Source organism: Mesorhizobium sp. J18, from assembly GCF_007829525.1.
Taxonomy (GTDB): Bacteria; Pseudomonadota; Alphaproteobacteria; order Rhizobiales; family Rhizobiaceae; genus VLJP01.
Genome location: NZ_VLJP01000008.1, coordinates 15,433 through 40,686 on the forward strand (window position 1 = coordinate 15,433; position 25,254 = coordinate 40,686).

Below are 25,254 nucleotides of genomic sequence, written 5' to 3' on the forward strand. Positions count from 1 at the left end.
GCTTTAGCAGTTTGGGTTGAGCATCTGAGTTCATCTCGCCCTAGCTGCTGTCCGGCCTAGGGGCCCGTCCATTCCGCCCCTTGCCGAAGGTGTATCCAGTCTCCACTGCCTGCTTGCCGAACTTGTCCCGCAGCACATCGATGGCGTCCTCGGCCATGGCGCGCTTGCGCGCTCGCACATCGACCAGATCCGGCGGGTCGGCGCGTTCCGCGTCAGTCAGGTCGCTGACACCGATGCCGAGCAGCCGGTATTTCGTACCGTCTGTCTCCTTCTCCAGAAGCTGGAGGCCGGTCTGGAAAATCCGATCGGCAAGCCGGGTAGGATCGGCAAGCTGCCGGTTACGGGTGCGGATTTTGAAATCGCGTGTCTTGAGTTTCAGCACCACGGTGCGGCCTGCCAGACCGGAAGCCTTCAAACGTCTGGAAACCTTTTCCGACAAGGCCCGCAGGATCGGCACCAGATCGGCCGTCGACGCTAGATCGGTCTCAAATGTGGTCTCGGCCGAAACGCTTTTGGCGTCGTGGTCGGCATGGACTTTTCGTGCATCCTCGCCGCGCGAGAGATAGTAGAGCCGATCGCCCATCGTGCCGTAGCGGCGCAGAAGGTCGCTTCTCTCCATCTTCTGTAGCTGGCCGATGGTGCGAACGCCATCCCGCTCGAGGGTCGCGGCAGATGCCTTGCCGACGCCCCAGATGAGCGTTACCGGCTTGTTTTCGAGAAAAGACATGGCCTCGGCCCTGCCTATGACGGAGAAGCCGCGCGGCTTGTCCAGATCGGATGCGACCTTTGCAAGGAACTTGCAGTAGGAAAGTCCTACAGAAACGGTAATACCGATCTCCCGCTCCACCTGCGCGGCGAAGTGACCGAGAATATAGGCTGGCGGGGCGCCGTGCAGCCTTTCTGTTCCGGCCAGGTCGAGAAAGGCTTCGTCGATGGAGATGGGCTCCACCATCGGGGTCAGGGCCTGCATCATCTCGCGCACTTCCCGGCCGACCTTGGCGTATTTTTCCATATTGGGCTTGATGACGACGGCTTCGGGGCACGCTTCGAGCGCCTTGAACATGGGCATGGCCGAGCGCACGCCGTTGATGCGCGCGATGTAGCAGGCAGTTGATACCACGCCCCGCTTGCCGCCACCGACAATCACCGGCTTGTTCCTCAGCGACGGGTTGTCCCGCTTCTCGATGGCAGCATAGAAGGCGTCGCAATCGATGTGGGCAAGGCTGAGAGACCACAGCTCCGCATGGCGCAGCAGGCGGGGGCTGCCGCAGGAATCGCAACGCCTTGCAGCCGGGCGGGAGGGCGCCAGGCAATCGCGGCAGAAGCCGGCAAGAGGATCGTTGACAGATGTGGCCATGAATGAGAACGTAACAAGAACATCATAAATTCTATTCCAACCCGAGGAGCGCCACAAGGCGATCCGGCGGAGGGAAGTTGACTTGCGGAGAATAACCAATGAGCATGTCGATCACGCCGCTAACTCCAGCTCGCTGGCCGGCATTTGAGGATCTGTTCGGCAAACAGGGCGCCTGTTACGGCTGCTGGTACACGCATTTCCGGTTGCCGCCCGCCGTGCGGCGGGAGAATAACAGGCAGCGCAACAAGGATCATATGCGTGAGCGGGTAATGGCGGGTCCTCCGCCGGGTCTCCCTTGCCTTCGATGGGGATGTTGGATGCAGATTCAAGAAAGCTGGCTCGAACGTATCGCTGAGCGAAAGGCCGGTCGGCCTATGATGCGCTATATGCTGTAGGCAGCCTTCGCCATTTCTTTCTGCCTATCCGGCATGTTAGGTGCCCGCGAGACCCAGCGCGTGCTTGATGAGGGGAAGGGCTTCGTGCCAGTTTTTCACGAATATGAGCTCTTCCGGGGGTGGCGCCATCAAGGCTCGAAGCCGGCTATCCTTCACGAGAAGGAAGAGATGCGCGTCGGGAACGGATTCCCCTGCCGAGATCAGATTTCGCGGTTGATCATCGACAAAGGCAACCGGCCGACCAGTATCGCCGCGCAGCTTGCGGATCGCGGGCCCTTTGGGCATTTCGGTCGTCAGAAGCGGATAGGGCAGGCCGAGAGCATTCAGATATGCACGCCGGGTTTCGCGATGGCGGTGCGGCATTGCTGTCAGAAGAACGATTTCGGCTTGCTGTGCGATCTCCGCCATCGCGTCGGCGGCGCCTTCGGTCATGGTCTGCCAATCCGCCTGACCATGAAAGAAGTCGTCTATAAGGGCGGAGACCGTTTCAGCTTCGGCCGCTGCACCAGACGAAAGATCGAAGACATTGCCATGCAGGCGAGGTGAATTGAACCGAAGTTCATAACCTTGCGCTTCCAGGAAGCGCGGAAACGGACCGATAAAATCGAGCACGACATCATCGACGTCCAGCACGAGGAGGGGGCGATCGTCATGCGCCAGTTCCTCGATCTGGCGCAACGTTTCCGGATCGTCGCTCATGTCGAGGACTCGTAGCTATCGTCGCCCTGCGGTAGCGCGCGCAATGCCTGTCCGACCAGGGATGGATCGGTGCCGCTTTCCTCTGCGAAACGCAGCAAGGTCGGTTCGTGGGCAAGGACAAAGTTCAGAACACCGGCAAGAAAACCGGGCTCGCTCGCGGCGTGGCGTATCTGGCTGGCCTCGATGCCGGTTATTGCGAGGAACCTCTGCAACAGTTCTCCATCTCCGGCTATGAAACCGAGAACGGAGATCGCTACGGCCTCTGCTTGCTGTGTGTTCATGCTGTCGCTCAGGTCTGATCAGTTTCGACAGGCGGGATAGCGCCCTCCTGTCGTTCGGGCAAGCATGACCGTCGGAAAGGGTGTCTTGATCCCGTAAAGCCGCGCGGGCTAGTTTGACTCTGCGATTCAGCGGGACGAAAACTCCATGCCAAAGAAGGTGATGATCGTCGAGGACAATGAGCTCAACATGAAGCTCTTTCGCGACCTGATAGAGGCCAGCGGCTATGAAACCGTGCGTACACGCAACGGGCTGCAGGCACTTGAACTCGCCCGCGAGCATCGGCCCGACCTGATCCTGATGGACATCCAACTTCCTGAGGTCTCGGGGCTTGAGGTCACCAAATGGCTGAAAGAAGACGATGATCTCCATTCGATCCCGGTGATCGCCGTCACCGCCTTTGCCATGAAGGGGGACGAGGAGCGCATTCGGCAGGGTGGGTGTGAAGCTTATATCTCAAAGCCGATCTCGGTCCCGAAATTCATCGAGACAATAAAATCCTATCTTGGTGATGCATAGCGCTTGAAATCGGCCGATCTGACCCTGTCTTAACCCTCCAAACCATGTAGTTCGGACACAGGTACATCTTCCAGGCGAGCGGCTCCTTCGAAAGTGGATGTACAAAGCAGGTGTAGGCGTAAGTATAGCCTGCGTGTTTACCGTATTTACAGGCCGAGATTGGCCTTGGTTAAGAAAGTGTTGATTTTCTCGCGCTGTTGCGCAAGTGTCTCGCCAATGACGAGGCTAGGTGAGCCCTGTCACCTGAATGCCCCATGATGCTCAGGTCCGCCGCATCTCCTGGGTCCGTGGGGTTGGCCGGCCGGCGCTGGCTATAGTGGCCTCCTCGTACCGCTGCCAGTTAGCCGACCGGCCCCCAATATCTCCAGTCATTCAAAAGGGTTTCCTGCTCACATGAGCGGGAAACCCTTCGCATGCCAAACAAAAACGCCGCCAGAGGCGGCGTCCTCGCGAAAGCACGGCAGGCGGAAGCTACTTGATCTTGGCTTCCTTGAAGTCAACGTGCTTCTTGGCGATCGGGTCGTATTTGCGCTTTGTCATCTTCTCGGTCATCGTGCGGCTGTTCTTCTTGGTTACGTAGAAGAAGCCCGTGTCGGCCGTAGAAAGAAGCTTGATCTTGATGGTCGTGGCCTTGGCCATGGCGGTCGTCCGTTAATCTGGTGAAAAATGCCGCCACGGGACATCTGCGGACGCCGGCGGCGGAAAGCTTGCGCGACACATAAAGAGAACCTCCGCAAAGTCAAGTCCGTGTCCGCATGCGGCTGCCAACCAGCACCAGGTAAAGGCCGAAGAAGACCGCCAATGACCAGGCAAAGCCGCTTGGCCCCAGCGCATCCATGCCAATGCCGATTATTTGCGGACCGACCAGCATGCCGATGCCGTAGCAAAAGACGAATGCCGCATTCGCAGAAGCAAGATCCCGGCCGGAAAGCCGGGAACCGAGATGCGCAAGCCCGATCGTATAGAGGCCGGCAACAACGCCACCCCAGATGAAGAGCACTGCCGCGCTTGCCGTCCAACTGCTTGCAAGCATTGGCAGCAAGAGCATACCTGCAAGTCCAATCGCCGCGCAGGCGATGAGCATGTGCCGCCGATCGCCCATTCGATCGCTCAGCATTCCGAGGGGAATCTGAAGGACGACATTGCCAAGCCCTATGATGGAAAGGAGCAAGGCGGCTTCAGCTTCCGAATAGCCGATACGAGCACCGTATACGGGAAAGAGAGCAAATCCACCGGTTTCAACGGCACCGAAAACGAGCACTGCTGCCGTTGCAGTCGGAACGAGAAAAACATAGCGGAAAAAGCTGTTTGCTGATTTTTCCTTATGCATGTTAGGGCTTTCGCGCCAGGCTAGAAGCACGGGAATGGCAGCCAGAATGACGAGGGTGAATGCAATCCCGAACGGCTGGAAACCTTCGCTGCCTATCTGAGCGAATAGCCATGGACCAAAAGCGAAACCAAGCGACAGTACAGTCGCGTAGATGCCAAGCACCAGTCCACGCCTGTGGGCAGGAGCTGAGGTGCTGATCCAGAATTCGGACAGGATGAACAGAAGAGTGAGTGCGCAGTGCAGCACAGCACGCAGTGGAAACCAGAGCCAGAAGCTATCCGCAAAATAGAATCCGACGAAAGAAAAACCGCCGACGAGAATCATGGTCAGCATCGTTGGCACGACTCCGAAGCGGGCGGCAAGCGGCGTGGCGAGCGGGGCCGCGGCAATAGAGGCTATGCCCGCCACCGCCGTGTTGAGACCGATCATGCTGGCTGAATGGCCACGCCCCTCCAGGATCACGCTGAGAAGCGGAACGCCGAGCCCGATCGCAATGCCGACAACGCTGATCGAGGCGATGGCTGCGGAAATCGCCAGCCATCGTGTGCCGCTCTCCGGGCCGATTCCATCGACGCGAAGAGTAGCCGTCATTACTGATCCTAGATTGTTTCGCGCCGGAATCGGCCGTTCTGCATGCGGAAAAAGGGCACCGGCCCGCCGGGAGTCAGTTCGGGATCAGCGGCCAGCCGCTTCTCGAGTTCATCGAGCACGGTCTTTGTAATGAGAGGTATCTCGGCTTCCTTCGCCTCGCCGATCGGCAGCCACATAAGCTCCTCAAGCTCGTTGGTAGGTCCGCCCCCTTCCAGTTCCACTGCGACGTCTTTCCGCCAGGCAGCGAGGAAGCGTGTGTCAAAGCGGCGCACGCGGCCGGGCGGTGTGATGGCGCGGGCCACGAAACGCAGCATATCAAGTGAGGGATGGACACCGTTCTCGACGAACCCCTGCCATTGCGGGTTGGCGGTCGAGAAGGCCATTCTGCGGCCAAGAAGCAGGCCGGCTTCCTCATAGGTTTCCCGCACCGCAGAAAGTGCGATCGCCCGCGCCCGTGCCAGTGTGCCGCGGGCCACTGTCCCAACGAGTTTCTGCTCTTCGGCCGGGTGCAGTTGGCTGACGACGGGGATACGGCTGTCCGTCGGATCCGTGCGGCCACCCGGAAAGACGAATTTGCCCGGCATGAAGGCGTGGCCGTGATGACGACGACCAAGCAGAACCAGGAAGTCACTGCCGCGACGGTCCAGCAGAATCAATGTCGCTGCGTCCCGCGGCCGCATCGGTTTGCCGCCGAGGGCGAAATCCTTCGATTCGGCCTTGTCGAGTTCTTGCCGCGTAAGGCCGTCCACTTTTTCCGGACGCAAGATTCGCTTCCTCTTCAGATCTCGGGATGAGATTCGATCACGTCATGCTCGCCGCCGAAACCATGCATGTAAAGCGCCCACTGCAGGCCGACAATGGCGCCCTTGATCGGCTGTATGAGCAGGAGCGACATGAGGATTGTGACAGGAACCCAGATCGCCAGATGAAGCCAGCCTGGCCAGGCGGTGACTGCCTCGATACCCATGAATGCGCTGACGACGATATGGCCGACCACGACGATCACCAGATAAGCCGGCAGGTCGTCGGCCCGGTGATGATGGATTTCCTCGCCGCATTTTTCGCAGGCATCGACCGTCTTCAGGAATGAGCGGAAAAGCCGACCTTCTCCGCAATGCGGACATTTGCCCCTGAAGCCGCGCCACATGGCTTCCCCAACGCGCCTTGCCGGCCTTTTTGACTGGGCCACTTCGCCGCCGAAAACCTGTTGTTTCATCTTCGCCTCCTGCGGCCCGAAGGTCGCGAGTTACGTTGTCGTGCCGCCGATCGTCCTGCCTTCGACTTGTGAAACGAACGCTTCGAGCCGGGGAAGGGGCGAGGTTCGCTCAACATTTCGAAACGCATGGCACCCGCGACCGGCGCGACTTCGACAAGCCTTACGTCGACGCGGTCCGCGAGTTGGAATCCCTTATTGGTCCTTTCCCCGACAAGCGAGCGGGCACCCTCGTCATATATGTAGTAATCGCCCCCCAAGGATGACACCGGGATAAAACCATCGGCGCCATATTCCGGCAACTGGACAAAAAGTCCTGCCTTCGTGACGCCGGAAATGCGGGCCTCGAAGGTTTCGTCTACGCGCGCCGACAAGTGTTCGGCAATAAGACGATCGACGGTCTCGCGCTCGGCAGCCATGGCTCTGCGCTCCGTCGCAGAGATCAGCCCAGATATCTCTTCAAGCCGCTCTTCTTCCCTGGTCGTCAGCCCGTCGGGGCCGAGACCAAGTGCGGCAATCAGGGCGCGGTGAACAATGAGGTCAGCATAGCGGCGGATCGGCGAAGTGAAATGGGCGTAGCGGCGCAGATTGAGGCCGAAATGGCCGATATTCTCGTTTGCATAGACCGCCTGGTTTTGGGAGCGCAGAACAACTTCGTTCACCAGTTCCTCATGATCGGAGCCGGAGACCTGCGCCAGGATGCCGTTGAAATGGGATGGTCGCAACTGGCCGCTGCGCGCCAGGGAAAGGCCGATCGTCGCGAGGAACTCCCGGAGCGATTCCTGCTTGGCGAGCGAAGGCTGATCATGCACGCGGTAGATCAGGCTTTGCCGTTTGGCCTCCAGAGTCTCCGCCGCTGCGACATTGGCCTGGATCATGAATTCCTCGATCAGCTTATGCGCATCGAGGCGGGGAGGGACGATCACGCGGTCCACCGTGCCATCCGGCTTGAGCAGGATTTTGCGTTCGGGCAGATCAAGCTCCAGTGGTTCGCGGGCTGACCGCCCACGCCCCAGGACTGCGTAAGCGTTCCAGAGTGGCTTTAGCACCGTTTCGAGAAGAGGTTCCGTCTTTTCGTCCGGCTTGCCGTCGATTGCGGCCTGGGCCTGCCCATAGGCAAGCCGCGCAACGGAACGCATCATCACGCGATGGAACGAGTGCCGGAGCTTACGGCCTTCTGACGAGAAGACCATGCGAACGGCAAGGGCAGGGCGCTCCGCGTTCTCGCGCAGCGAGCAGAGATCGTTCGAGATACGTTCCGGCAGCATCGGAACGACGCGGTCGGGAAAATAGACAGAATTGCCGCGCTTCAGCGCCTCGCGGTCAAGCGCGGAACCGGGGCGCACATAGGCGGCTACGTCGGCAATAGCGACGGTTACGATCACGCCGCCCTTGTTCTTCTCTTCCGTATCCTGCTCGGCATGAACAGCATCGTCATGGTCCTTGGCGTCCGGCGGGTCGATGGTGACCAGCGGCAAAGTCCGCCAATCCTCACGTCCCGAAAGCGAAACCGGCCCGACCGAATCGGCCTCCGCAAGAACCTCCGGCGGGAAGATATGGGGGATTTCATGGGCATGGATGGCGATCATGGAGACCGCCTTCTCGCTCGCCAGGGATCCAACGATCGTCAGCACTTTTGCCCGTGGAAGGCCGTAGCGACCGAGGCTGACCGGCTCCGCCTCTACCAGATCGCCATCCTTGGCGCCGTTGCGGAATGCTTCGTCGACGACGAGTTCCGGCTTGCCGCGCTCAACGGGATCGATCCGGAACGAGCCGTCCTTAAGAACACGGAACAAGCCGAGGATAGCTTCGCGCCTCTTTTCCAGAATGCGGATGACGCGCCCCGTATAAGCTCCATCGCCTTCCTCGGAGGGGAAAACGCGTGCCAGGACGCGGTCGCCAACGCCGGGAACCGGGCCTTTTGCCGTTTTCGGCATGCTTAATGTCACCACGGCGTTGGCGGCGGCTTCGGTGTCCTGATCCGCCGGACGGCCGACCAGCGAGCCATCGGCATCACGCGAGTGGATGTAAAGGACGACGACATGCGGCAGGAAACCTGGCCGCACCAGCTTCTTGCGTCGCTTTTCGAGCAATCCCTCCTCTTCGAGCTGGCGCAACAGATTCTTGAGCCATATGCGTCCACCGGCCTTGAGACCGAAGGCCTTGGCGATTTCCCGTTTGCCGGCACGGTCTGGATTTTCCGCTATGAAGCGCAGGATATCGTCACGTGTTGGCTGCGAAGCCGACGTGCCATCACCGGTTGCCGCGCCTTTGTCGCGGTTGGAGCGGCGTCCGGAAATGCTGCGTGCCAATTTCGCTTCAGGCCTTCTTTTTCGCGCCTTTCGAGCGCGCTGGTTTCTTTCCGCCGCTCTTGCCGGCCTTCGCGGCGACCAATTCCAGCGCCTCTTCGAGGGTGACGGAGGCTGGATCCTTGCCCTTGGGCAGCGTGGCGTTGATTTTGCCGTAGTTCACATAGGGTCCGTAACGGCCATCGCGCACGGTCACCTTGCCGCCATCAGGATGCTCGCCCAACTCCTTCAGCGCGGCAGGGGTTCCCCGTCCGCGACCATTGCCGGCCTTCGACTGCTTTTCGGCAATAATGGAGACCGCGCGGTTGAGCCCGATTGTAAAGACATCCTCGACGCTTTCCAGGTTGGCATAGCTGCCCTCATGCATGAGGAAAGGTCCGTAACGCCCTATTCCTGCTGAGATCATCTTGCCGGTTTCTGGATGCTTGCCGACATCACGCGGGAGCGAAAGAAGAGCAAGCGCCTTTTCATAATCGATGGAGTCGGGCGTCCAGTCCTTGGGCAGGCTCGCGCGCTTGGCTTCCTTGCCTTCGCCGCGCTGGACATATGGTCCGAAGCGGCCTGAGCGCAGAGTGATCTCCTCATTCGTATAGGGATCAGTGCCGAGCACCCTGGTGCCGTTCTCAGCACCGCCTGCCTCGCCATTGCCGTTCATCGGATCGCCCAACTGGCGCGTATAGCCACATTCGGGATAGTTCGAACAGCCGACAAAAGCGCCATACCTGCCGAGCTTCAACGAAAGCTGGCCGGTTCCGCATCTCGGGCAGATCCGCGGGTCCGAACCATCCTCGCGTGGCGGGAACACAAGAGGAGCCAGTTCCTCATTCAGCGCGTCAAGCACGTCGGCGACGCGCAATTCCTTAATGCCTTCGACAGAGCCGGAAAAATCCTTCCAGAAATCCCGCAGGACATCTTTCCAGGAGAGCTTTCCATCTGAAATTTCGTCGAGCTTTTCTTCCAGATCGGCAGTGAAGTCGTATTCGACATAGCGCTCGAAGAAGCTTTCCAGAAAGGCTGTGACGAGACGGCCCTTGGCCTCCGGGGTCAGACGACGTTTTTCGATCGTGACATAGCCCCGATCCTCCAGCGTCTTCAGGATTGCCGCATAGGTCGAAGGCCGGCCGATGCCAAGCTCCTCCATCTTTTTGATGAGCGATGCCTCGGTGTAGCGCGGCGGCGGTTCGGTCGTGTGCTGCGTGACATTGATGGCTTCGCGCACGAGATCTTCGCCGGAACGGATTTCGGGCAGCCGGCGGCTTTCCTCATCCTCCGCGTCCTCATCTTTTTGCTCGGTATAGGAAGCCAGAAAACCATCGAAACGAACGACCGAGCCAACCGCACGCAACTCTGCCGTCGCGGTTCCGTTTACAGCCTCGATTTCAACGGTTGTGCGCTCGATCTCGGCGGCGGTCATCTGGCTGGAGATGGCACGCTTCCAGATCATTTCATAGAGCCGCGCCTGGTCGGCATCGAGATACTGGCGCATCGCCGCGGGCGTGCGGGAGAAATCCGTCGGACGGATGGCTTCATGCGCTTCCTGGGCGTTCTTGGCCTTGGTCGAATAGAAACGGGCCTTCTCGGGCAGATATTTGCTTCCGAATTCGCTGCCGATGGCCCTGCGCGCGCTGTCCAGCGCTTCCGGCGCCATCTGCACGCCGTCCGTGCGCATGTAAGTGATCAGGCCGGCTGTTTCGCCGCCGATATCGACGCCTTCATAGAGCCGCTGCGCAATCTGCATGGTGCGGGTAGCCGAAAAGCCGAGCCGCGAGGAAGCTGCCTGTTGCAATGTAGAGGTGGTGAAGGGAGGGGCCGGGTTGCGTTTGGTCGGTTTGGCTTCGACCGATCGCACACGGAATGTCGCCCCTTCGAGCATTGCCTTGATGGCGTCGGCCTGCTCCTGACTCTTGATATCAAGCTTTTGCAGCTTCTTGCCGTCATAGGTGGTCAGCCGCGCCTCGAAACCGTCTCCGCGCGGCGTCTTCAGGAGAGCAGCGATTTGCCAATAATCCTCTCGGACGAAGCGCTCGATCTCGGCCTCGCGCTCGCTGACGAGGCGCAGCGCCACCGACTGCACGCGTCCCGCCGAACGCGCTCCGGGAAGCTTCCTCCAAAGAACGGGAGAGAGGGTAAAGCCCACAAGATAGTCGAGAGCTCGCCGGGCCAGATAGGCATCGACAAGCGGCATATCGACATCGCGGGGGTTGGCGAGAGCATCGAGGACTGATTGCCGGGTGATGGCGTTGAAGACGACGCGGCGCACAGGCTTGCCCCCGAGAGCACGCTTCTGCTTCAGCACTTCCAGAACATGCCAGGAAATGGCCTCGCCTTCGCGGTCAGGGTCGGTGGCGAGGATCAGTCCATCGGCATCCTTGACGGCCTTGGCGATATCGGAAAGGCGTTTCGCGGATGGACTGTCGATCGTCCACGACATCGCGAAATCCTCGTCTGGCCGCACGGAGCCGTCCTTGGCAGGCAGATCACGCACATGGCCGAACGAGGCCAGAACCTTATAGTCCCGCCCCAGATACTTGTTGATTGTTTTGGCCTTTGCAGGCGATTCGACGACAACGACGTCCATGAGCGACGCAAATTCCTTGTTGGCTTCGCGTGCCGAAGCCGCATTCACGATTTGAAATCAGCACGTCACATGGCCGCGCTTTGAAGTGCGGTCAAGTGCCAGTGGTCATTTTGACCTACCGGCGGGGCTGGAAACGGAAAGACCAACCGAAGGTAGTTTACAACTTTGACGCTTGCATGTTTCAATTGCGCGATTAATGGTTGAGATTATGCCGCGCAAAGGCTGATTAGGGAGAGGGTCCTTGAGGCCCCTGGGGTTTTGATGAACGCATCCGCGCGAGATGACAGGAAAAAAGCCGAAACTTTGGACTATATGCAGTCGATGCTGGGTCAGCTCCGCACCATGGCTGAAGCCGAGCAATATGACATGCTCGCCTACTTCATCGAGATGGCTTACGTGGAGGCGACTGACATTATACGGGGCGAGCGTCCCGCGCGCCTCGGGAGCGAAGAATCAGGGCTGATCGTCAGCGAAAAGAAGCGACACGGTACCTCCTGAGTGCCGCTCGAGGCGTCCGGCGAGATCCAGTTCCAGCAGGATCGTAGATACTTGGGCTGTGTGAAGTCCGGTGTGGCGGATGATTTCATCTATGCTGATTGGCGTGGCGCCCAAGGCCTCCACGACAAGCGCGCGGTCGCTCTCGCCAGGCGGCGGAGCAGCCTGCGGATTCGTAGGTTCCGCCAGGCTTTGAACGCTGAGAGGGGGGAAGTCGAGCAAGGGGGCGATCTGGCTCAGCACGTCCGCAGCCTCGGTGACGATCGTCGCGCCCTGCTTCAGAAGTCCATTGGTGCCGGCTGCGCGCGGATCGAGTGGCGAGCCTGGAACGGCAAAGACGAGCCGGCCCATCTCGTTTGCCAGTCTCGCGCTGATCAGCGAACCGGAACGCTGTGCCGCCTCGACCACAATGAGGCCGATGCCAAGCCCGGCGATGATGCGGTTGCGCCTTGGAAAGTCCTTGGCGCGCGGCTCCCAGCCAAAAGGCATTTCGGAAACGATTGCGCCGCGCTCGGCTATCTCCGAGCAAAGCCCCACATTCTCGGGCGGGTAGGGGCGGTCGAGCCCTCCGGCAAGAGCGGCGATTGTGCCGGTGGCGATGCTGCCTTGATGCGCGCCCGTATCGATGCCGCGAGCCAGACCGGAAACGATCGCATAGCCTTCGCGACCGAGATCGGCAGCCAATTTTCTGGCGAATTTGATGCCCGCAAAAGATGCATTTCTTGCTCCGACAATGCCGATGGCCGGTGCATGCAACACGGACGCATTGCCTTTCACCATCAGGAGAGGCGGCGGATAATCCGTGCGCTTCAGCAGCAGCGGATAGTCGGGTTCGCCGATCGCGACAAGGCGGGCGCCGAAGCGGGTAAGCTTCTCCAGTTCGGATTCCGCTTCGTGTACGGAGGGTATCCGCACCGAGCGTGACGAGCCTCCCATGCGGCTGAGTTCTGGAAGCATTTCGAGAGCGGCTTCGGCGGAGCCGAAGCGGTCGATAAGATCGCGGAAGGTGGCAGGGCCGACATTTTCGGTCCGGATGAGGCGGAGCCAAGCAATCCTTTGATGATCCGTGAGGCGGCGACCCTCTGTCTGCGCGTTCACCCTTTGGCTCCGATACGGGATTCGGTTCCGGCAAAAAGACGGTCGATATTGGCCCGATGCTTGAAGATGACGATCACACTCATGGCCAAGGAAAGAAGTGCCGGATGCCTGAAATCGAGCAAATAAAGCGCGATTGGCACCACTATCACTGAAACTAGAGCGGCCAGGGAAGAATAGCGGGTGGTGAACGCTACCAAAAGCCAGGTCAGGGCGAAGATGACCAATCCGTACCATGCGCCCGTGATCAGAGCGACGCCAAGCAGGATGCCGAGATAGGTGGCAACGCCCTTGCCGCCCTTGAAGCCGAGCCAGACGGGAAAGAGATGCCCGAGAAAAGCGCCGAACCCAGCGAGAAGTGCGGTTTGCGGGCTGATCATGGCCGTGATCAGCATGGCCACGGTTCCTTTAAGCGCATCCAGCAAAAGCGTCAGCGCGGCAAGTCCCTTGCGCCCGGTGCGCAGCACATTCGTCGCGCCAATGTTTCCGGAACCGATCTTGCGGACATCGCCAAGGCCTGCCGCTCGCGTGATCAACAGTCCAAACGGAATGGAGCCAAGGAGGTAGCCGGATAGAAACGCTGCGAGCATAGAGAGCAGTGCGAGCTGCCAGCCGTTCGGATCCGCCATGCCATCTCCCGGGATTCGATCCCTAACCCGAAAATACTGTGCGGCCCGCCACCATGGTTTGCAAGACCCGGCCCTGCATACGCGCGCCTTCAAAGCAGGTGTTCTTCGACAGCGACCTGATATCGGCCTCGCGCACCAGCCAAGGAGCATCGAGATCGACAAGAATCAGGTCAGCCGGTGCGCCGGGCTTCATCGTGCCGCCAGGCAGGCCGAAAAGCCGCGCCGGCGCGGTGGAAAGAGCCTCGACAAGCCGCAGAAGGGGCACCTCGCCATTGTGATAGAGCCGCAGCGCCGCGCCGAGCAGCGTCTCAAGACCGATCGCGCCCGCCGCCGCATCGGCGAAAGGCAGCCTTTTGGTATCGACATCCTGCGGATCGTGCGACGACACCACGATGTCCACCGTGCCGTCCTTCAATGCCTCGATCATGGCCAGCCGATCCTCCTCGGCCCGCAGAGGCGGCGAAAGACGGAAGAACGTCCGGTATTCGCCGACATCGTTTTCATTGAGCGACAGGTGGTTGATGGCGACACCTGCCGTGACATTTGCCCCATTTGCCTTGGCGCGGGCGATCGCGTCTGCCGACATTTTCGTGGAGATTTTGGCGGCGTGATAGCGGGCCCCGGTCAGCCGCGCCAGCATCAGGTCGCGCTCAAGCGGGATTGCCTCGGCTTCGCGCGGGATACCGGAAAGGCCGAGCCAGCTTGCCAGAAGGCCCTCGTTCATGACCCCGGAAGAGGCAAGGTCCGGGTCCTGCGTTTCGTGGGAAATAACCATCCCGAAATCGCGCGCATAGGTGAGCGCGCGCCGCATGATCAGTGCGTTGGCAATAGTGCGGCGTCCTTCCGTAAGGCTCACAGCGCCCGCATCGCGCAGCAAGCCAAACTCCGTCAGCTCCGCGCCAAGCAGGCCCTTGGTAATGGAGGCGGAAGGGAAAACGTTGATGTCGGCCGTCTCGCGCGCCGTCCTCGACACGAATTCGACCAGCGCGACGTCATCGATGACCGGCGCGGTATCCGGCATCATGACGATGGAAGTAACGCCCCCTGCCGCAGCGGCTCGGCTGGCAGAGGCAATGGTTTCGCGATGTTCTGCTCCCGGCTCCCCAACAAAGACCTGTCCGTCCACAAGCCCGGGCATGATGGCCTTGCCGGCACAATTGACGACTTTCGCACCGTCGGGATGCCCCTGGTTCAGGGCCGCAGCACCGGCCGCTATGATCCTGCGGCCGTCCACGATGACGGCGCCGTGCTCGTCGATGCCGCGGGACGGGTCCAGAACCCGCGCCTGATCGAAGACGGTCACGCTCATGCCGGAACGCCCTCCTGATTGCGGCGAGGGTCGAGGAGAGCCTCCATCACTGCCATCCGTACGGCCACCCCCATCTCGACCTGCTCCTGGATGACGCTTTGCGGTCCGTCCGCGATCTCGGATGCGATTTCAACGCCGCGATTCATGGGGCCCGGATGCATGACGAGCGCGTCGTCCTTCGCCGCTTTGAGCTTTTTCGCATCGAGGCCGAAATAGCGGTAATATTCGCGCACCGAAGGTACGAAGGAACCTGCCATGCGTTCGCGCTGCAGGCGCAGCATCATCACGACATCCACGCCCTTCAGACCCTCGGTCATGGATGTGAAGACCTCGACACCCATCTGCTCGATGCCCGACGGCAGCAGTGTCGAAGGCGCCACGATACGCACCCGTGCCCCGAGCGCGTTCAGGAGGATGATGTTGGAACGGGCGACGCGCGAATGCAGGACATCGCCGCAGATGGCAACGGTCAACCCGCCGATGCGGCCCTTTGCGCGCCGGATCGTCAGAGCATCCAACAATGCCTGGGTAGGGTGTTCATGGGCGCCGTCGCCTGCATTGACGACCGAGCAGGTGACCTTTTGCGCCAGTAGTGCGGCAGCCCCGGCCGAAGAATGACGGATGACGAGGATATCCGGCCGCATGGCATTCAGCGTCATGGCGGTGTCGAGCAGCGTTTCGCCCTTCTTCACGGATGAATTGCCGACTGCCATGTTCATCACATCGGCTCCCAGGCGTTTCCCGGCAAGCTCGAAGGAAGACTGGGTGCGCGTGGATGATTCGTAGAAAAGGTTGATCTGCGTGCGGCCTCGCAAGGTGCCGGTCTTCTTTTCCGGCTGGCGCGAAATCGCGACCGCGGCATCCGCTCGATCCAGCAAAAGTTCTATATCAGGAGGGGACAGGTCCTTGATGCCCAGAAGATGGCGGTGAGGAAAAAGGGGGAAGGCCGTGGCGTCTGTCATCTCAAGTGGCTGCTATAGGCGGCGTGGCCTGCCGCTGCAAGCGTGCTCGCATCGAGAGAAATCTTCTTTCCCGCATTTTGCCTCGCATTTTGATTGCACGCACGACCTTGAGGCAGCATTCGCTATATAGCAATGAGAGGGCAGGATTCGCGAGAGAGGAAGACGGGCGTGATAAACGAGGTGATAAACCAGCCGCCGCCGATCGCAGGTACGAACGCCTGGCGCAGCGATCCACTGCTCATGCAGCTTGCCGAACGCTTGTCAGAGCCGGTCCGCAAGGAGCTGGATGTCCTCGGCCGCTTTGTCAGGACCCAGGAAGCACAGGACCTTGCGCGCCTTGCAAATACCGAGACGCCGGCCCTGAAGACCCATGACCGCTACGGAAACCGGATGGATCTCGTCGAGTTCCATCCGGCCTATCACGCTTTGATGCGCCGCTCCGTCGCCGTCGGCCTGCATTCCTCTATCTGGGAGAGCGGAGAAGCCGAGAAGGGCGTGCGCCATCGGGCACGGGCTGCGCGTTTCTATATGACCGCGCAACTCGAATGCGGTCATCTCTGCCCGATCACCATGACCAGCGCCTCGCTGGGCGCGCTGATGGCGAATGCCAAGCTCTTCCGCGAATGGGGTCCGCGCGTCACCACACGCAAATACGACCATTCGCAAAAACCAGCCAGCCGGAAGGCGGGAGTCACGCTTGGTATGGGCATGACTGAAAAGCAAGGCGGCACCGATGTTCGCGCCAACGTCACGCGCGCCGAACGTGCGAGCAGCGGCCTCTATCGCATCACCGGTCACAAATGGTTCATGTCGGCGCCCATGTGCGATGCCTTCCTCGTTCTCGCACAAGCGCCGGAGGGGCTGTCCTGTTTCCTTGTTCCGCGGCTCCTGGAGGACGGAAGCGGCAACGGCTTCCGTTTTCAGCGCCTGAAGGACAAGCTCGGCAACCGCTCCAACGCCTCCTCGGAAGTCGAATTCCACGGTGCACTGGGAGAAATGGTCGGAGAGCCGGGAGCCGGGATCAGGACAATCATGGACATGGTAACGTTGACACGGCTTGACTGCGCGGTGGCGTCGGCGGGCATTATGCGCGCCAGCCTCGCGGAAGCCGTGCACCATACGCGCTATCGCAAGGTCTTTGGCTCCAACCTCATCGATCAGCCGCTTATGCAGCGCGTGCTCGCGGATCTGGCGCTCGATGTGGCGGCGGCAACCGCGCTTTCCCTGCGTCTGGCCAGGGCTTTCGACGAAGCCGCCCAGGATCGAGGGGAGGCGGCCTTTGCGCGTGCCATGACCCCGGTCATCAAATACTGGGTCTGCAAGGTCACCCCGGCAGTCACCTATGAGGCGATGGAGTGCATGGGCGGCAACGGCTATGTGGAGGAGGCGCCGCTCGCCCGCTATTATCGCGAAGCGCCGCTGAATGCGATCTGGGAAGGTTCGGGCAATGTCATGTCGCTCGACGTCCTGCGGGTGCTCAGCCGCGGCAACGGCCTTTTTGAGGAAGTGCTGGCCGGGATCGACCACGACCTCGGCGACCGGGCCGGCGGAACGATCGACGTGCTGCGGGCTGCGATGCAGGTTTGCCAGTCGGATGAGGGCTCTGCCAGGATCCTGACCGAGCAACTGGCGCTCGCTGCCGCTGCCGCTGAATTGAGGCGCCTCGGAGCCGGGCGGGTTGCTGATGCCTTCATAGAGACACGCCTTGGCGGCCAATGGCGTGCCACTTATGGCATGCTTGATGCCCGCCATGATGCACGTGCCATCGTGGACATGCTTTATCCCGAATCGGACTGAGAGCCTTCCTGATCGGGCTCCAGTGCCTGAAGCCTGTCTAGAACACCCTGGAGGATGAAGGCGGCGGCAGCCGAATCGATCCGCGTCTCGCGTTTCTTCCGCGACACGTCCATGTCCACGAGCGCGCGCTCGGCGGCAACGGTGGACAGACGTTCGTCCCAGAATGTGAAAGGAAGATCCGTCAGGCGCTCCATGTTGCGCACGAAGGCGCGGCTCGCCTGCGCGCGAGGTCCCTCGCTACCGTCCATGTTGATTGGCAGACCGACGACGACAGCAGCGACGTTGTCGGTCTCCAAAGCCTTGAGCAATGCTGTTGCATCCTGAGTGAACTTCCTGCGCGCGATTACCGGTCGCGGATGAGCAAAGGAAAGATTCCTGTCGGAGACGGCCAGACCGATCGTCTTCGTACCGAGATCGAGGCCGGCAATCGTGGCACCCTTGGGCAGATTGGCGGGAAGTTCTTCTATTGCGATGACAGCCACCTTGCTGACTTCCTTTCCGACCCTGTCTTCCTTTTTGACTTGAGCGGCAGCCGTTCTATCCTTGCCTGGAACCAAAATCGAGGAGGTCCAAAACATGAAGCTCACCTGGTACGGCCATTCTGCATTCCGCATCGAGACGGGCAACGCCAAGATACTTATCGACCCGTTTCTTTCGGGCAATCCTTCCTGGGGGAAGGGATGGGAAGAGCCGGCCGAAGGCGTGACGCATGTGCTGCTCACTCACGGGCATGACGATCATATCGGTGATGCGGCCAATATCCTGAAAAAGACAGGCGCCATGCTGGTCGCCAATTTCGAGATCTGCATGTATCTGGTGGGGCAGGGTGTAGACCAGGGCAAGATCAATCCCGGCAATTTCGGCGGCACGGTCGATTGCGGCGGCTTCACCACCACATTCGTGGCTGCCTGGCATTCCTCGTCGAGCAGCCTGGGGGGCGGCCGAAACGTCTATCTTGGCAATCCGGGCGGGCTGGTGCTGCATTTCCCGAACGACAAGACGCTCTATCACATGGGCGACACCGACATCTTCAGCGATATGGCGCTGATCCAGGAACTGCATGAGCCAATGATCGGCATCGTTCCGATTGGTGACCGCTTCACCATGGGCGGCGCCGTGGCCTCACTCGCCTGCCGCCGGTATTTCAAATTCGAAAAGGCGGTCCCTTGTCACTACGGGACTTTCCCCATCATCGATGAATCGGCGGACAAATTCGTGGAGGGTATGAAGGGGACCGGAACGGAGGTCATTGTGCCGAAGGTTGGCCAGGCTTTCGAGGTATAGAAGCGAAGTCGCTCGCTGCCTGCCCGACGAACCGGCTTGCGCTTCAGCTTGCCCTGACACGGGCGCGCGGCTATAGCGTGCCGAACCATCTCAGGAGACACCCCATGTCCGTCGATATCGACACAGTGAAGCGCGTCGCGCGTCTGGCCCGCATCGCCATCGACGATGAGGATGCCGGCCGCATGATGGGCGAACTCAATGCCATTCTCGGCTTTGTCGAGCAATTGAATGAAGTGAATATCGACGGCGTCGAACCGATGACCTCCGTCACGCCGATGGTCATGAAAAAGCGCGCCGACGAGGTGACCGATGGCAACAAGGCCGCCGACATCGTCGCCAATGCACCGGCATCGGAAGAAAATTTCTTTCTGGTCCCGAAAGTGGTGGAGTGATGGCGATCACGATCGCGGTCGAAAGCCCGCTGCAAGACGATGTTCGGGCCATGGTGGCTGAGCTCAACGCCTATATGATCCCGTTGACACCACGCGAATTCCAGTTCCAGTTGACGGCCGAGCAGATGGCTGAACCAACAGTTACTGTATTCGTGGCACGTGACGCCGCCGGTCGTTCCGTAGGTATGGCCTCGCTCAGGGACCATGGCAGCGGATTGGGTGAGGTGAAGCGGATGTTCACGCGGCCGGAGGTGCGCGGCCGGCGAGTCGGATCGCTGCTTTTGCAGAAAATCGAGAACCTTGCCCGCGAGAAAGGTCTGGAAAGGCTTGTCCTGGAGACCGGTGAAGCTCCGGGTTTCGAGCCGGCCTGGCGTGTCTACGAACGGGGCGGGTTCCAGGCTTGTGGCGCGGTGCTGGACTACCCCGATTCCGGCTATTCAAGATTTTACGAAAAGAAGCTGTCCTGATGAGCGAACTAACCAAACTCACGATCGCTGAGGCACGCGGAAAACTACGTAAGCGCGAGATCACCGCAACCGAATTGACCGAGGCATATCTCGCGGCCATCGAAACCGCGAATGCCAGCCTCAATGCTTATGTCGCCGTCACGGAGGAGAAGGCACGCGCCATGGCGAAAGCCTCGGATGAGCGTCTTGCCAAGGGTGAGGCCGGGGTGCTTGAAGGCATTCCGCTCGGCATCAAGGATCTTTTTGCGACCGAAGACATCCACACACAGGCGTGCAGCCATATCCTGGACGGCTTCAGGCCGCGCTACGAATCCACGGTCACGGCCAACCTATGGGCGGACGGCGCGGTCATGCTCGGCAAGCTCAACATGGACGAATTTGCCATGGGTTCGTCCAACGAGACTTCCTTTTACGGGCCGGTAATCAACCCGTGGCGGGCAAAGGGCAGCAACAAGGATCTGGTGCCGGGTGGCTCTTCGGGCGGTTCTGCCACGGCCGTGGCAAGCTGGCTGTGCGCGGGAGCAACGGCGACCGATACGGGTGGTTCCATCCGTCAGCCTGCAGCCTTTACCGGCACGGTCGGGATCAAACCTACCTATGGGCGCTGTTCGCGCTGGGGCATCGTCGCCTTCGCGTCATCGCTCGACCAGGCTGGACCGATCACGCGCGACGTTCGCGACGCGGCGATCATGCTAAAATCCATGGCGTCCGTCGATGCCAAGGACACAACCTCGGTCGACCGGCCGGTGCCGGATTACGAAGCGGCGATAGGACAGTCCATCAAGGGCATGAAGATAGGCATACCAAAGGAATATCGTGTCGAGGGTATGCCCGAGGAGATCGAAAAGCTTTGGCAGCAGGGCATTACCTGGATGCGCGATGCAGGAGCGGAGATCGTCGATATTTCGCTGCCGCACACCAAATACGCTTTGCCCGCTTATTACATCGTCGCGCCGGCGGAAGCCTCGTCCAACCTGGCCCGCTACGACGGCGTTCGCTACGGTCTCCGCGTTCCGGGCAGGGATATCACCGACATGTATGAAAAGACGCGCGCAGCGGGCTTCGGCCGTGAGGTCAAGCGGCGCGTCATGATCGGCACCTATGTGCTCTCGGCTGGTTACTACGACGCTTACTACCTGCGAGCGCAGAAGGTCCGCACGCTGATCAAGAAGGATTTCGAGGATGTCTTCGACGCAGGCATCGACACAATCCTGACACCAGCCACACCCTCGGCCGCCTTCGGGATTGCGGACCAGGACATGGCCGCCGATCCGGTCAAGATGTATCTCAACGACGTCTTCACGGTGACGGTCAACATGGCAGGGCTCCCCGGCATCGCAGTTCCCGCTGGACTCGATGGGAAGGGACTGCCGCTCGGGCTGCAATTGATTGGCCGTCCATTCGACGAGGAGACGCTTTTCCGCACGGCCTATGTGATTGAGCAGGCAGCGGGGCGTTTCGAGCCGGAGAAATGGTGGTAGCGTAGAGAGGATCGGGACCAGACAGATCCTGATCTCCGGCCTCGGGCAGCGGCAATGTTCTTCTATGCCTCGAAGATATTCTGGATGGTCGCCCAGCCAATCAATCTGATCGGCATTCTGATTATCATCGGTATCACGCTTGCCCTGGCGGGCTGGCAGAGACTGTCAATTCTGTTCTCGACAGCCTCGGCGCTGGTGTTAGCGCTATCAGCCTGGACCTCCCTTGGCGCATTGCTCCTGCATCCCCTGGAAAACCGTTTTGCGCGACCCGATCCGGCGCCCGAAAGCGTTGCCGGGATCATCGTTCTCGGTGGCGGCTTTGAAGGCTCGGTCAATCTTGCGCGCGGCGGCTATGAATTGAGTTCAAGCGGGGATCGTTTCATCGAAACGGCAATCCTTGCCCGACGCTATCCTGCGGCTAAGGTTGTGGTCTCCGGGGGGACCGGAACATTGATCCTGGACGGTGAGGGCGATGCCGATACGGCACCGCGTTTGCTTACGGCGCTTGGCGTGGACCGGCAACGCCTGATCCTGGAACGGGATTCCCGCGATACCTATGAGAATGCGGTTTTCACGAGGAAGCTAGTTGAGCCCAAACCCGGCGAGACATGGCTTCTCGTCACTTCAGCCTTTCACATGCCGCGCTCGGTAGCGCTTTTTCGCAAGGCAGGCTTTGACGTGGTTCCCTGGCCGGCGGACTATAGAACCAGCGGCACGGAAACGATCGGACTTGCACAGGATAATGTGACCGATTGCCTGGAGAACACTTCGATAGCCATTCGGGAGTGGATCGGGCTTTTTGCCTATCGGCTGACGGGCCGGATCGATTCGATCCTGCCGCCCGGCTAGGTCAGGAGCGACCGGCGGGCTGCCGAGAAATATTGCCGCCGGATGAGCACTCCGAGAACAAAGAGCGTGGTTCCCATGAACACCCATGGGCCGATGAACCAGCCGAGATAACCAAGCGCGAAGAATATCGTCCGCAGTCCCGCGTTGAAATGCTTGCCGCCGAGCACGTTCATTTGGGCGGCACGCAAGACTGCAGCTTCCACTTCGGCCTCGTTCGCTGCTTTATCGGAAAGGATTGGCACGGCACCGATCAGGATCGAGCAGTAGTTGAACAACCGGTAGGACCACCCGAATTTGAAAAAAGCATAGGCCAGGATCGCTATAAGCCCGAGCACCTTGGCTTCAAACACGGCTCTGGCGGGTGCGCTGGCCGGCAAGTCGTTAAGGACGTCAAGGACTTGCTGCGAGGAGCCCAGAAGAGCGAAGCAGCCGCCAATGGCGAAGATCGCGCTCGACGCAAAAAATGCAGTGCCCTGCTGCAAGCCGATCATGATGCTCGTGTCGATCATCCTGAGATCCCGCTTCGCCATTGTGCGCATCCAGACCTCGCGCTGCCGGTTCATCAACATGGTCAGCGTTGGTCTCGAAGAGAAGCGCCCGGCGGCGACCTGGGAGAAGGCAATCCAAACGGTCAGAAAGAGGAGGAGGGCGACAATATCAAGCGGATTCTGAAGCAGGGAATCAAGCATCACGGATGTCGAACCAGCTCGTCAATCAAGTGCAAATTTGAATCAAGCATGCCACATTTCCGCCCGAGCAGTTTATTTTTTCTTACCTGATCGATCATCTTAAGCCAATGAAAATGCTTGTATTTTTGATCGGATTTAACGAGATTGCCCGTCTCCGGCCACTCTTTTGCCCATTTCGCGATTGCGAAATGATCCTTAAATGGCTATCTACCCGTCCGCGATGGAAGCCGACGCGAAGCGAAAATAGCCGCGGGCGGCAAAGAGAAAGCACGGAAAAAGACACTAAATGGACGATACCGTTCAGAAATCCTGCTGGGGCGTGACCGCCAAGGCAGTGGTTGGTTTTGCTACGATCATCCTCATGGCGTGGCTTTTCAGCGGAGCCGAAACCAAGGTAAGCGACGCCGAGCCGGCGGCGGTCCTGGCGACCGCCAACTGAGCCTAACAAATACCTGTCAAATGCAAGGCGCAGCCTGTCCGCTGCGCCTCTTCTTTTTGCCGGCGTTGGACAGGAATGTCGTTGCCGCGTCAGCGAAAGTCGGAGCCCGCCTAGCGAAAGGCGGCCTTTCGGACGATATATGCGAAGATGTGATTTCGCATATAAGATGCTGACGATAGATGTTCCTGTCCGTTTTCGACCTGTTCAAGATCGGCATCGGTCCGTCGAGTTCCCACACCATGGGCCCGATGACGGCTGCCGCGCGCTTTCTGGCAGAGATCGCCGAAGGCGACTGGCCACGCCCTGTTGGCACCAAGGTGGCACGCATCTCCGTCAGCCTGCATGGTTCACTAGCCTTTACCGGGGTAGGGCACGGCACCGACCGTGCGGTCATCCTCGGGCTTGCCGGCTACACGCCAGTCTCCATCGATCCCGACAAGGTCGATGCGGTTCTGGCGCAAATAACGGAAGAACGGCTCGTGTCGCCGCCCGGCCATCCCGGTTACCGCTTCGATCCACAAAGCGATCTCGTCCTCGACAGGAAGCAGGCGCTTCCCGGCCATGCGAACGGCATGGCGTTCAACGCGCTGGACGCAGATGACCGACTGCTGCTGCGGCGCATCTATTATTCCATCGGCGGCGGCTTCGTCGCTTCCGAGGAGGAACTGCAGAAGATGAAGGCCAATGGCAAGGCGCCGGTGGACGCCGATGTGCCGTATCCTTTTGCCAATGCAGGGCAGATGCTGACCATGGCAGCAGACAGCGGGCTGTCCATAGCCGAGATGAAACGCGCCAACGAGGAGGCGCGCATACCGAGGGACGACCTGGACGCTGGCCTCGATGCAATCTGGCAAGCCATGCATGGCTGCATCGAGCGCGGGCTTTCCCAGGATGGTATCATGCCAGGCGGCTTGAAGGTCAGACGCCGCGCCCGGCAATTGCACGATCGACTCGAGGAAGAATGGCAGCAGAACCGCCCCAATCCGCTTCTGGCCAATGATTGGCTTTCTGTCTATGCGATGGCGGTCAATGAAGAGAACGCCGCCGGCGGTCGGGTCGTCACTGCGCCAACCAATGGCGCGGCCGGTGTCGTACCGGCTGTCATGCGCTACTGGCTGCGCTTCCATGTCGATGCGGACCAGAAGGGTATCAGGGACTTTCTCCTGACTGCGGCTGCCATTGGCGGCATCATCAAGCACAATGCTTCGATTTCCGGCGCCGAGGTTGGTTGCCAGGGAGAGGTGGGGTCGGCCTCTGCCATGGCGGCGGCAGGTTTGGCTGCTGTTCTCGGCGGCACTCCCGAGCAGGTGGAGAACGCTGCGGAAATCGCGCTGGAGCACCATCTCGGCATGACCTGCGACCCTGTAGGCGGGCTGGTTCAGGTGCCATGCATCGAACGCAACGCCCTCGGCGCAGTCAAGGCGGTCACGGCCGCTTCGCTCGCCATCAAAGGCGATGGCAAGCATTTCGTGCCGCTCGATGCTGCAATCGAGACCATGCGCCAGACCGGCATAGACATGAACGAGCGCTACAAGGAGACCAGCCAGGGCGGCCTTGCCGTCAATGTCGTCGAGTGTTGAACGGCAGGCTTGTGAGTAAGCAGGCTATTCTGTTGAACCGCCGACTGGATGGCGGTAATCGTCGGTCATGGTTCTGCATCTTGTGAAACTCTGTGTCGGCTGCGACAGCGTCGAGGATCTCGAGGCATGGATTGCGCACCGACTGGAGGAAAAGCGGCGCAAGGGACAAGTGCCAGAACATTTCCACACGACACGCATGGTGCCGAAAAAGGCGGCGGAATTGACGGGCGGCGGATCACTTTATTGGGTGATCAAAGGCACCGTGCAGTGCCGCCAGCGTCTTGTTGAAATACGGCCTTTCACCGACGTTGAAGGCATTTCCCGATGTCATCTCGTGCTTGATCCACAGGTCATGCGCACCGAGTGGCAGCCGCGGCGCGCCTTCCAGGGCTGGCGCTACCTCAAGCCGGAGGATGCGCCGGCGGATATTAGATCGGGGGGCGAGGCCGAGGCGCTCCCGCCGAAGCTGCGCCGCGAACTGGCCGATCTCGGGTTGTTGTAGGACTTGCAAGCCGA

At 60.2% G+C, this 25,254-nt stretch carries 26 protein-coding genes and 1 pseudogene; 12 read left to right on the plus strand and 15 right to left on the minus strand.

What is annotated here, in order from left to right:
• Window positions 1-40 precede the first annotated feature (40 nt).
• The gene (locus tag L598_RS04355; RefSeq protein WP_144860743.1) at window positions 41-1,357 is read right to left on the minus strand and encodes a DNA polymerase IV; all 1,317 of its coding nucleotides are present in this window, start codon (window positions 1,355-1,357) and stop codon (window positions 41-43) included.
• A gap of 98 nt (window positions 1,358-1,455) precedes the next feature.
• Between L598_RS04355 and L598_RS04360 the strand changes: the two are divergent.
• Window positions 1,456-1,650: pseudogene (locus L598_RS04360) on the plus strand (GNAT family N-acetyltransferase); the annotation flags it as partial.
• Between the two features lie 138 nt (window positions 1,651-1,788).
• Here L598_RS04360 and L598_RS04365 read toward each other — a convergent pair.
• Together L598_RS04365 and L598_RS04370 are read right to left on the minus strand one after the other, a co-directional pair.
• Window positions 1,789-2,451 carry a hypothetical protein gene (locus tag L598_RS04365; RefSeq protein WP_144860744.1) on the minus strand — a complete coding sequence of 221 codons (663 nt, stop codon included), beginning with the start codon at window positions 2,449-2,451 and terminating at the stop codon, window positions 1,789-1,791.
• Window positions 2,448-2,732, minus strand: a complete 285-nt coding sequence (locus L598_RS04370; RefSeq protein WP_144860745.1) for a DUF3572 domain-containing protein — start codon at window positions 2,730-2,732, stop codon at window positions 2,448-2,450. The genes L598_RS04365 and L598_RS04370 overlap by 4 nt, the downstream gene beginning before the upstream one ends.
• A gap of 145 nt (window positions 2,733-2,877) precedes the next feature.
• On the opposite strand from L598_RS04370, the gene L598_RS04375 reads away from it, so the two are divergent.
• Entirely contained in the window at window positions 2,878-3,249 is a 372-nt protein-coding gene (locus L598_RS04375) for a response regulator (RefSeq protein ID WP_144860746.1), read from the plus strand.
• Window positions 3,250-3,720: 471 nt separating this feature from the next.
• Here L598_RS04375 and rpmG read toward each other — a convergent pair whose 3' ends face one another.
• The 6 genes from rpmG to topA all read right to left on the minus strand — a co-directional run bounded on the left by rpmG (window position 3,721) and on the right by topA (window position 11,270).
• Window positions 3,721-3,888, minus strand: a complete 168-nt coding sequence (gene rpmG / locus L598_RS04385) for a 50S ribosomal protein L33 (RefSeq protein WP_144860747.1) — start codon at window positions 3,886-3,888, stop codon at window positions 3,721-3,723.
• 100 nt (window positions 3,889-3,988) lie between these two features.
• Window positions 3,989-5,170 (minus strand): MFS transporter, encoded by a 1,182-nt coding sequence (locus tag L598_RS04390; RefSeq protein WP_144860748.1) that lies wholly within the window; start codon window positions 5,168-5,170, stop codon window positions 3,989-3,991.
• A gap of 8 nt (window positions 5,171-5,178) precedes the next feature.
• Window positions 5,179-5,919 carry an NUDIX domain-containing protein gene (locus L598_RS04395; RefSeq protein ID WP_144860811.1) on the minus strand — a complete coding sequence of 247 codons (741 nt, stop codon included), beginning with the start codon at window positions 5,917-5,919 and terminating at the stop codon, window positions 5,179-5,181.
• 29 nt (window positions 5,920-5,948) lie between these two features.
• On the minus strand, window positions 5,949-6,386 hold the full coding sequence (locus L598_RS04400) for a DUF983 domain-containing protein (protein ID WP_144860749.1): 438 nt from the start codon (window positions 6,384-6,386) through the stop codon (window positions 5,949-5,951).
• Window positions 6,383-8,695 (minus strand): ribonuclease R, encoded by a 2,313-nt coding sequence (gene rnr / locus L598_RS04405; RefSeq protein ID WP_144860750.1) that lies wholly within the window; start codon window positions 8,693-8,695, stop codon window positions 6,383-6,385. Before rnr ends, L598_RS04400 begins: the two co-directional genes overlap by 4 nt.
• Window positions 8,696-8,702: 7 nt before the next feature.
• The gene (gene topA / locus L598_RS04410; RefSeq protein WP_144860751.1) at window positions 8,703-11,270 is read right to left on the minus strand and encodes a type I DNA topoisomerase; all 2,568 of its coding nucleotides are present in this window, start codon (window positions 11,268-11,270) and stop codon (window positions 8,703-8,705) included.
• A gap of 261 nt (window positions 11,271-11,531) precedes the next feature.
• Between topA and L598_RS04415 the strand changes: the two genes are divergently transcribed.
• The gene (locus L598_RS04415; protein WP_144860752.1) at window positions 11,532-11,768 is read left to right on the plus strand and encodes a hypothetical protein; all 237 of its coding nucleotides are present in this window, start codon (window positions 11,532-11,534) and stop codon (window positions 11,766-11,768) included.
• Here the strand turns inward: L598_RS04415 and dprA are convergent.
• Genes dprA through L598_RS04435 form a run of 4 tightly spaced genes read right to left on the minus strand, consistent with a single transcriptional unit; the run spans window position 11,724 to window position 15,760 of the window.
• Window positions 11,724-12,863 (minus strand): DNA-processing protein DprA, encoded by a 1,140-nt coding sequence (gene dprA / locus L598_RS04420; RefSeq protein ID WP_144860753.1) that lies wholly within the window; start codon window positions 12,861-12,863, stop codon window positions 11,724-11,726. The two genes, L598_RS04415 and dprA, sit on opposite strands and share 45 nt — an antisense overlap.
• A complete protein-coding gene (plsY, locus tag L598_RS04425; RefSeq protein WP_144860754.1) occupies window positions 12,860-13,489 on the minus strand; it encodes a glycerol-3-phosphate 1-O-acyltransferase PlsY in 630 nt (209 codons plus the stop codon). The genes dprA and plsY overlap by 4 nt, the downstream gene beginning before the upstream one ends.
• 22 nt (window positions 13,490-13,511) lie before the next feature.
• Window positions 13,512-14,798 (minus strand): dihydroorotase, encoded by a 1,287-nt coding sequence (locus L598_RS04430; protein WP_144860755.1) that lies wholly within the window; start codon window positions 14,796-14,798, stop codon window positions 13,512-13,514.
• Window positions 14,795-15,760, minus strand: coding sequence for an aspartate carbamoyltransferase catalytic subunit (locus L598_RS04435; RefSeq protein WP_144860756.1), 966 nt, complete (start codon window positions 15,758-15,760; stop codon window positions 14,795-14,797). The genes L598_RS04430 and L598_RS04435 overlap by 4 nt, the downstream gene beginning before the upstream one ends.
• A gap of 132 nt (window positions 15,761-15,892) precedes the next feature.
• Between L598_RS04435 and L598_RS04440 the strand changes: the two genes are divergently transcribed.
• A complete protein-coding gene (locus L598_RS04440; protein WP_186444934.1) occupies window positions 15,893-17,557 on the plus strand; it encodes an acyl-CoA dehydrogenase family protein in 1,665 nt (554 codons plus the stop codon).
• Here L598_RS04440 and ruvX read toward each other — a convergent pair.
• Entirely contained in the window at window positions 17,539-18,039 is a 501-nt protein-coding gene (gene ruvX, locus L598_RS04445) for a Holliday junction resolvase RuvX (RefSeq protein ID WP_144860758.1), read from the minus strand. The genes L598_RS04440 and ruvX overlap by 19 nt on opposite strands.
• 94 nt (window positions 18,040-18,133) lie before the next feature.
• On the opposite strand from ruvX, the gene L598_RS04450 reads away from it, so the two are divergent.
• The 5 genes from L598_RS04450 (at window position 18,134) to L598_RS04470 (ending at window position 22,030) form a co-directional block, all read left to right on the plus strand.
• Window positions 18,134-18,841 (plus strand): metal-dependent hydrolase, encoded by a 708-nt coding sequence (locus L598_RS04450; RefSeq protein WP_144860759.1) that lies wholly within the window; start codon window positions 18,134-18,136, stop codon window positions 18,839-18,841.
• A 104-nt stretch (window positions 18,842-18,945) separates the two neighbouring features.
• Window positions 18,946-19,233, plus strand: a complete 288-nt coding sequence (gatC, locus tag L598_RS04455) for an Asp-tRNA(Asn)/Glu-tRNA(Gln) amidotransferase subunit GatC (RefSeq protein WP_144860760.1) — start codon at window positions 18,946-18,948, stop codon at window positions 19,231-19,233.
• Complete coding sequence (locus L598_RS04460; RefSeq protein WP_144860761.1) at window positions 19,233-19,700, plus strand: GNAT family N-acetyltransferase; 468 nt, start codon at window positions 19,233-19,235, stop codon at window positions 19,698-19,700. Before gatC ends, L598_RS04460 begins: the two co-directional genes overlap by 1 nt.
• Window positions 19,700-21,181: an Asp-tRNA(Asn)/Glu-tRNA(Gln) amidotransferase subunit GatA gene (gene gatA / locus L598_RS04465; RefSeq protein WP_144860762.1), complete on the plus strand. Its 1,482-nt coding sequence runs from the start codon at window positions 19,700-19,702 to the stop codon at window positions 21,179-21,181. The genes L598_RS04460 and gatA overlap by 1 nt, the downstream gene beginning before the upstream one ends.
• Before the next feature lie 54 nt (window positions 21,182-21,235).
• On the plus strand, window positions 21,236-22,030 hold the full coding sequence (locus L598_RS04470; RefSeq protein WP_144860763.1) for a YdcF family protein: 795 nt from the start codon (window positions 21,236-21,238) through the stop codon (window positions 22,028-22,030).
• On the opposite strand, the gene L598_RS04475 is transcribed toward L598_RS04470, so the two are convergent.
• Entirely contained in the window at window positions 22,027-22,719 is a 693-nt protein-coding gene (locus L598_RS04475) for a DUF599 family protein (RefSeq protein ID WP_144860764.1), read from the minus strand. The genes L598_RS04470 and L598_RS04475 overlap by 4 nt on opposite strands.
• A gap of 286 nt (window positions 22,720-23,005) precedes the next feature.
• Here L598_RS04475 and L598_RS21370 point away from each other — a divergent pair, with 286 nt between their 5' ends.
• The 3 genes from L598_RS21370 to L598_RS04485 all read left to right on the plus strand — a co-directional run bounded on the left by L598_RS21370 (window position 23,006) and on the right by L598_RS04485 (window position 25,240).
• On the plus strand, window positions 23,006-23,158 hold the full coding sequence (locus L598_RS21370; RefSeq protein WP_186444935.1) for a hypothetical protein: 153 nt from the start codon (window positions 23,006-23,008) through the stop codon (window positions 23,156-23,158).
• 179 nt (window positions 23,159-23,337) lie between these two features.
• Complete coding sequence (locus tag L598_RS04480; protein ID WP_144860765.1) at window positions 23,338-24,738, plus strand: L-serine ammonia-lyase; 1,401 nt, start codon at window positions 23,338-23,340, stop codon at window positions 24,736-24,738.
• Between the two features lie 67 nt (window positions 24,739-24,805).
• Window positions 24,806-25,240, plus strand: coding sequence for a DUF1489 family protein (locus L598_RS04485; RefSeq protein ID WP_144860766.1), 435 nt, complete (start codon window positions 24,806-24,808; stop codon window positions 25,238-25,240).
• The last annotated feature ends 14 nt before the right edge of the window (window positions 25,241-25,254 follow it).

Excerpts from the sequence above, each read along its gene's own strand:
- L598_RS04355 (WP_144860743.1), bottom strand. The coding sequence starts at position 1,357 with ATGGCCACATCTGTCAACGATCCTCTTGCCGGCTTCTGCCGCGATTGC.
- L598_RS04365 (WP_144860744.1), bottom strand. The coding sequence starts at position 2,451 with ATGAGCGACGATCCGGAAACGTTGCGCCAGATCGAGGAACTGGCGCAT.
- L598_RS04370 (WP_144860745.1), bottom strand. The coding sequence starts at position 2,732 with ATGAACACACAGCAAGCAGAGGCCGTAGCGATCTCCGTTCTCGGTTTC.
- L598_RS04375 (WP_144860746.1), top strand. The coding sequence starts at position 2,878 with ATGCCAAAGAAGGTGATGATCGTCGAGGACAATGAGCTCAACATGAAG.
- rpmG (WP_144860747.1), bottom strand. The coding sequence starts at position 3,888 with ATGGCCAAGGCCACGACCATCAAGATCAAGCTTCTTTCTACGGCCGAC.
- L598_RS04390 (WP_144860748.1), bottom strand. The coding sequence starts at position 5,170 with ATGACGGCTACTCTTCGCGTCGATGGAATCGGCCCGGAGAGCGGCACA.
- L598_RS04400 (WP_144860749.1), bottom strand. The coding sequence starts at position 6,386 with ATGAAACAACAGGTTTTCGGCGGCGAAGTGGCCCAGTCAAAAAGGCCG.
- topA (WP_144860751.1), bottom strand. The coding sequence starts at position 11,270 with ATGGACGTCGTTGTCGTCGAATCGCCTGCAAAGGCCAAAACAATCAAC.
- L598_RS04415 (WP_144860752.1), top strand. The coding sequence starts at position 11,532 with ATGAACGCATCCGCGCGAGATGACAGGAAAAAAGCCGAAACTTTGGAC.
- plsY (WP_144860754.1), bottom strand. The coding sequence starts at position 13,489 with ATGGCGGATCCGAACGGCTGGCAGCTCGCACTGCTCTCTATGCTCGCA.
- L598_RS04430 (WP_144860755.1), bottom strand. The coding sequence starts at position 14,798 with ATGAGCGTGACCGTCTTCGATCAGGCGCGGGTTCTGGACCCGTCCCGC.
- L598_RS04435 (WP_144860756.1), bottom strand. The coding sequence starts at position 15,760 with ATGACAGACGCCACGGCCTTCCCCCTTTTTCCTCACCGCCATCTTCTG.
- L598_RS04440 (WP_186444934.1), top strand. The coding sequence starts at position 15,893 with ATGAGAGGGCAGGATTCGCGAGAGAGGAAGACGGGCGTGATAAACGAG.
- L598_RS04450 (WP_144860759.1), top strand. The coding sequence starts at position 18,134 with ATGAAGCTCACCTGGTACGGCCATTCTGCATTCCGCATCGAGACGGGC.
- gatC (WP_144860760.1), top strand. The coding sequence starts at position 18,946 with ATGTCCGTCGATATCGACACAGTGAAGCGCGTCGCGCGTCTGGCCCGC.
- L598_RS04460 (WP_144860761.1), top strand. The coding sequence starts at position 19,233 with ATGGCGATCACGATCGCGGTCGAAAGCCCGCTGCAAGACGATGTTCGG.
- gatA (WP_144860762.1), top strand. The coding sequence starts at position 19,700 with ATGAGCGAACTAACCAAACTCACGATCGCTGAGGCACGCGGAAAACTA.
- L598_RS04470 (WP_144860763.1), top strand. The coding sequence starts at position 21,236 with ATGTTCTTCTATGCCTCGAAGATATTCTGGATGGTCGCCCAGCCAATC.
- L598_RS04475 (WP_144860764.1), bottom strand. The coding sequence starts at position 22,719 with ATGCTTGATTCCCTGCTTCAGAATCCGCTTGATATTGTCGCCCTCCTC.
- L598_RS21370 (WP_186444935.1), top strand. The coding sequence starts at position 23,006 with ATGGACGATACCGTTCAGAAATCCTGCTGGGGCGTGACCGCCAAGGCA.
- L598_RS04480 (WP_144860765.1), top strand. The coding sequence starts at position 23,338 with ATGTTCCTGTCCGTTTTCGACCTGTTCAAGATCGGCATCGGTCCGTCG.
- L598_RS04485 (WP_144860766.1), top strand. The coding sequence starts at position 24,806 with ATGGTTCTGCATCTTGTGAAACTCTGTGTCGGCTGCGACAGCGTCGAG.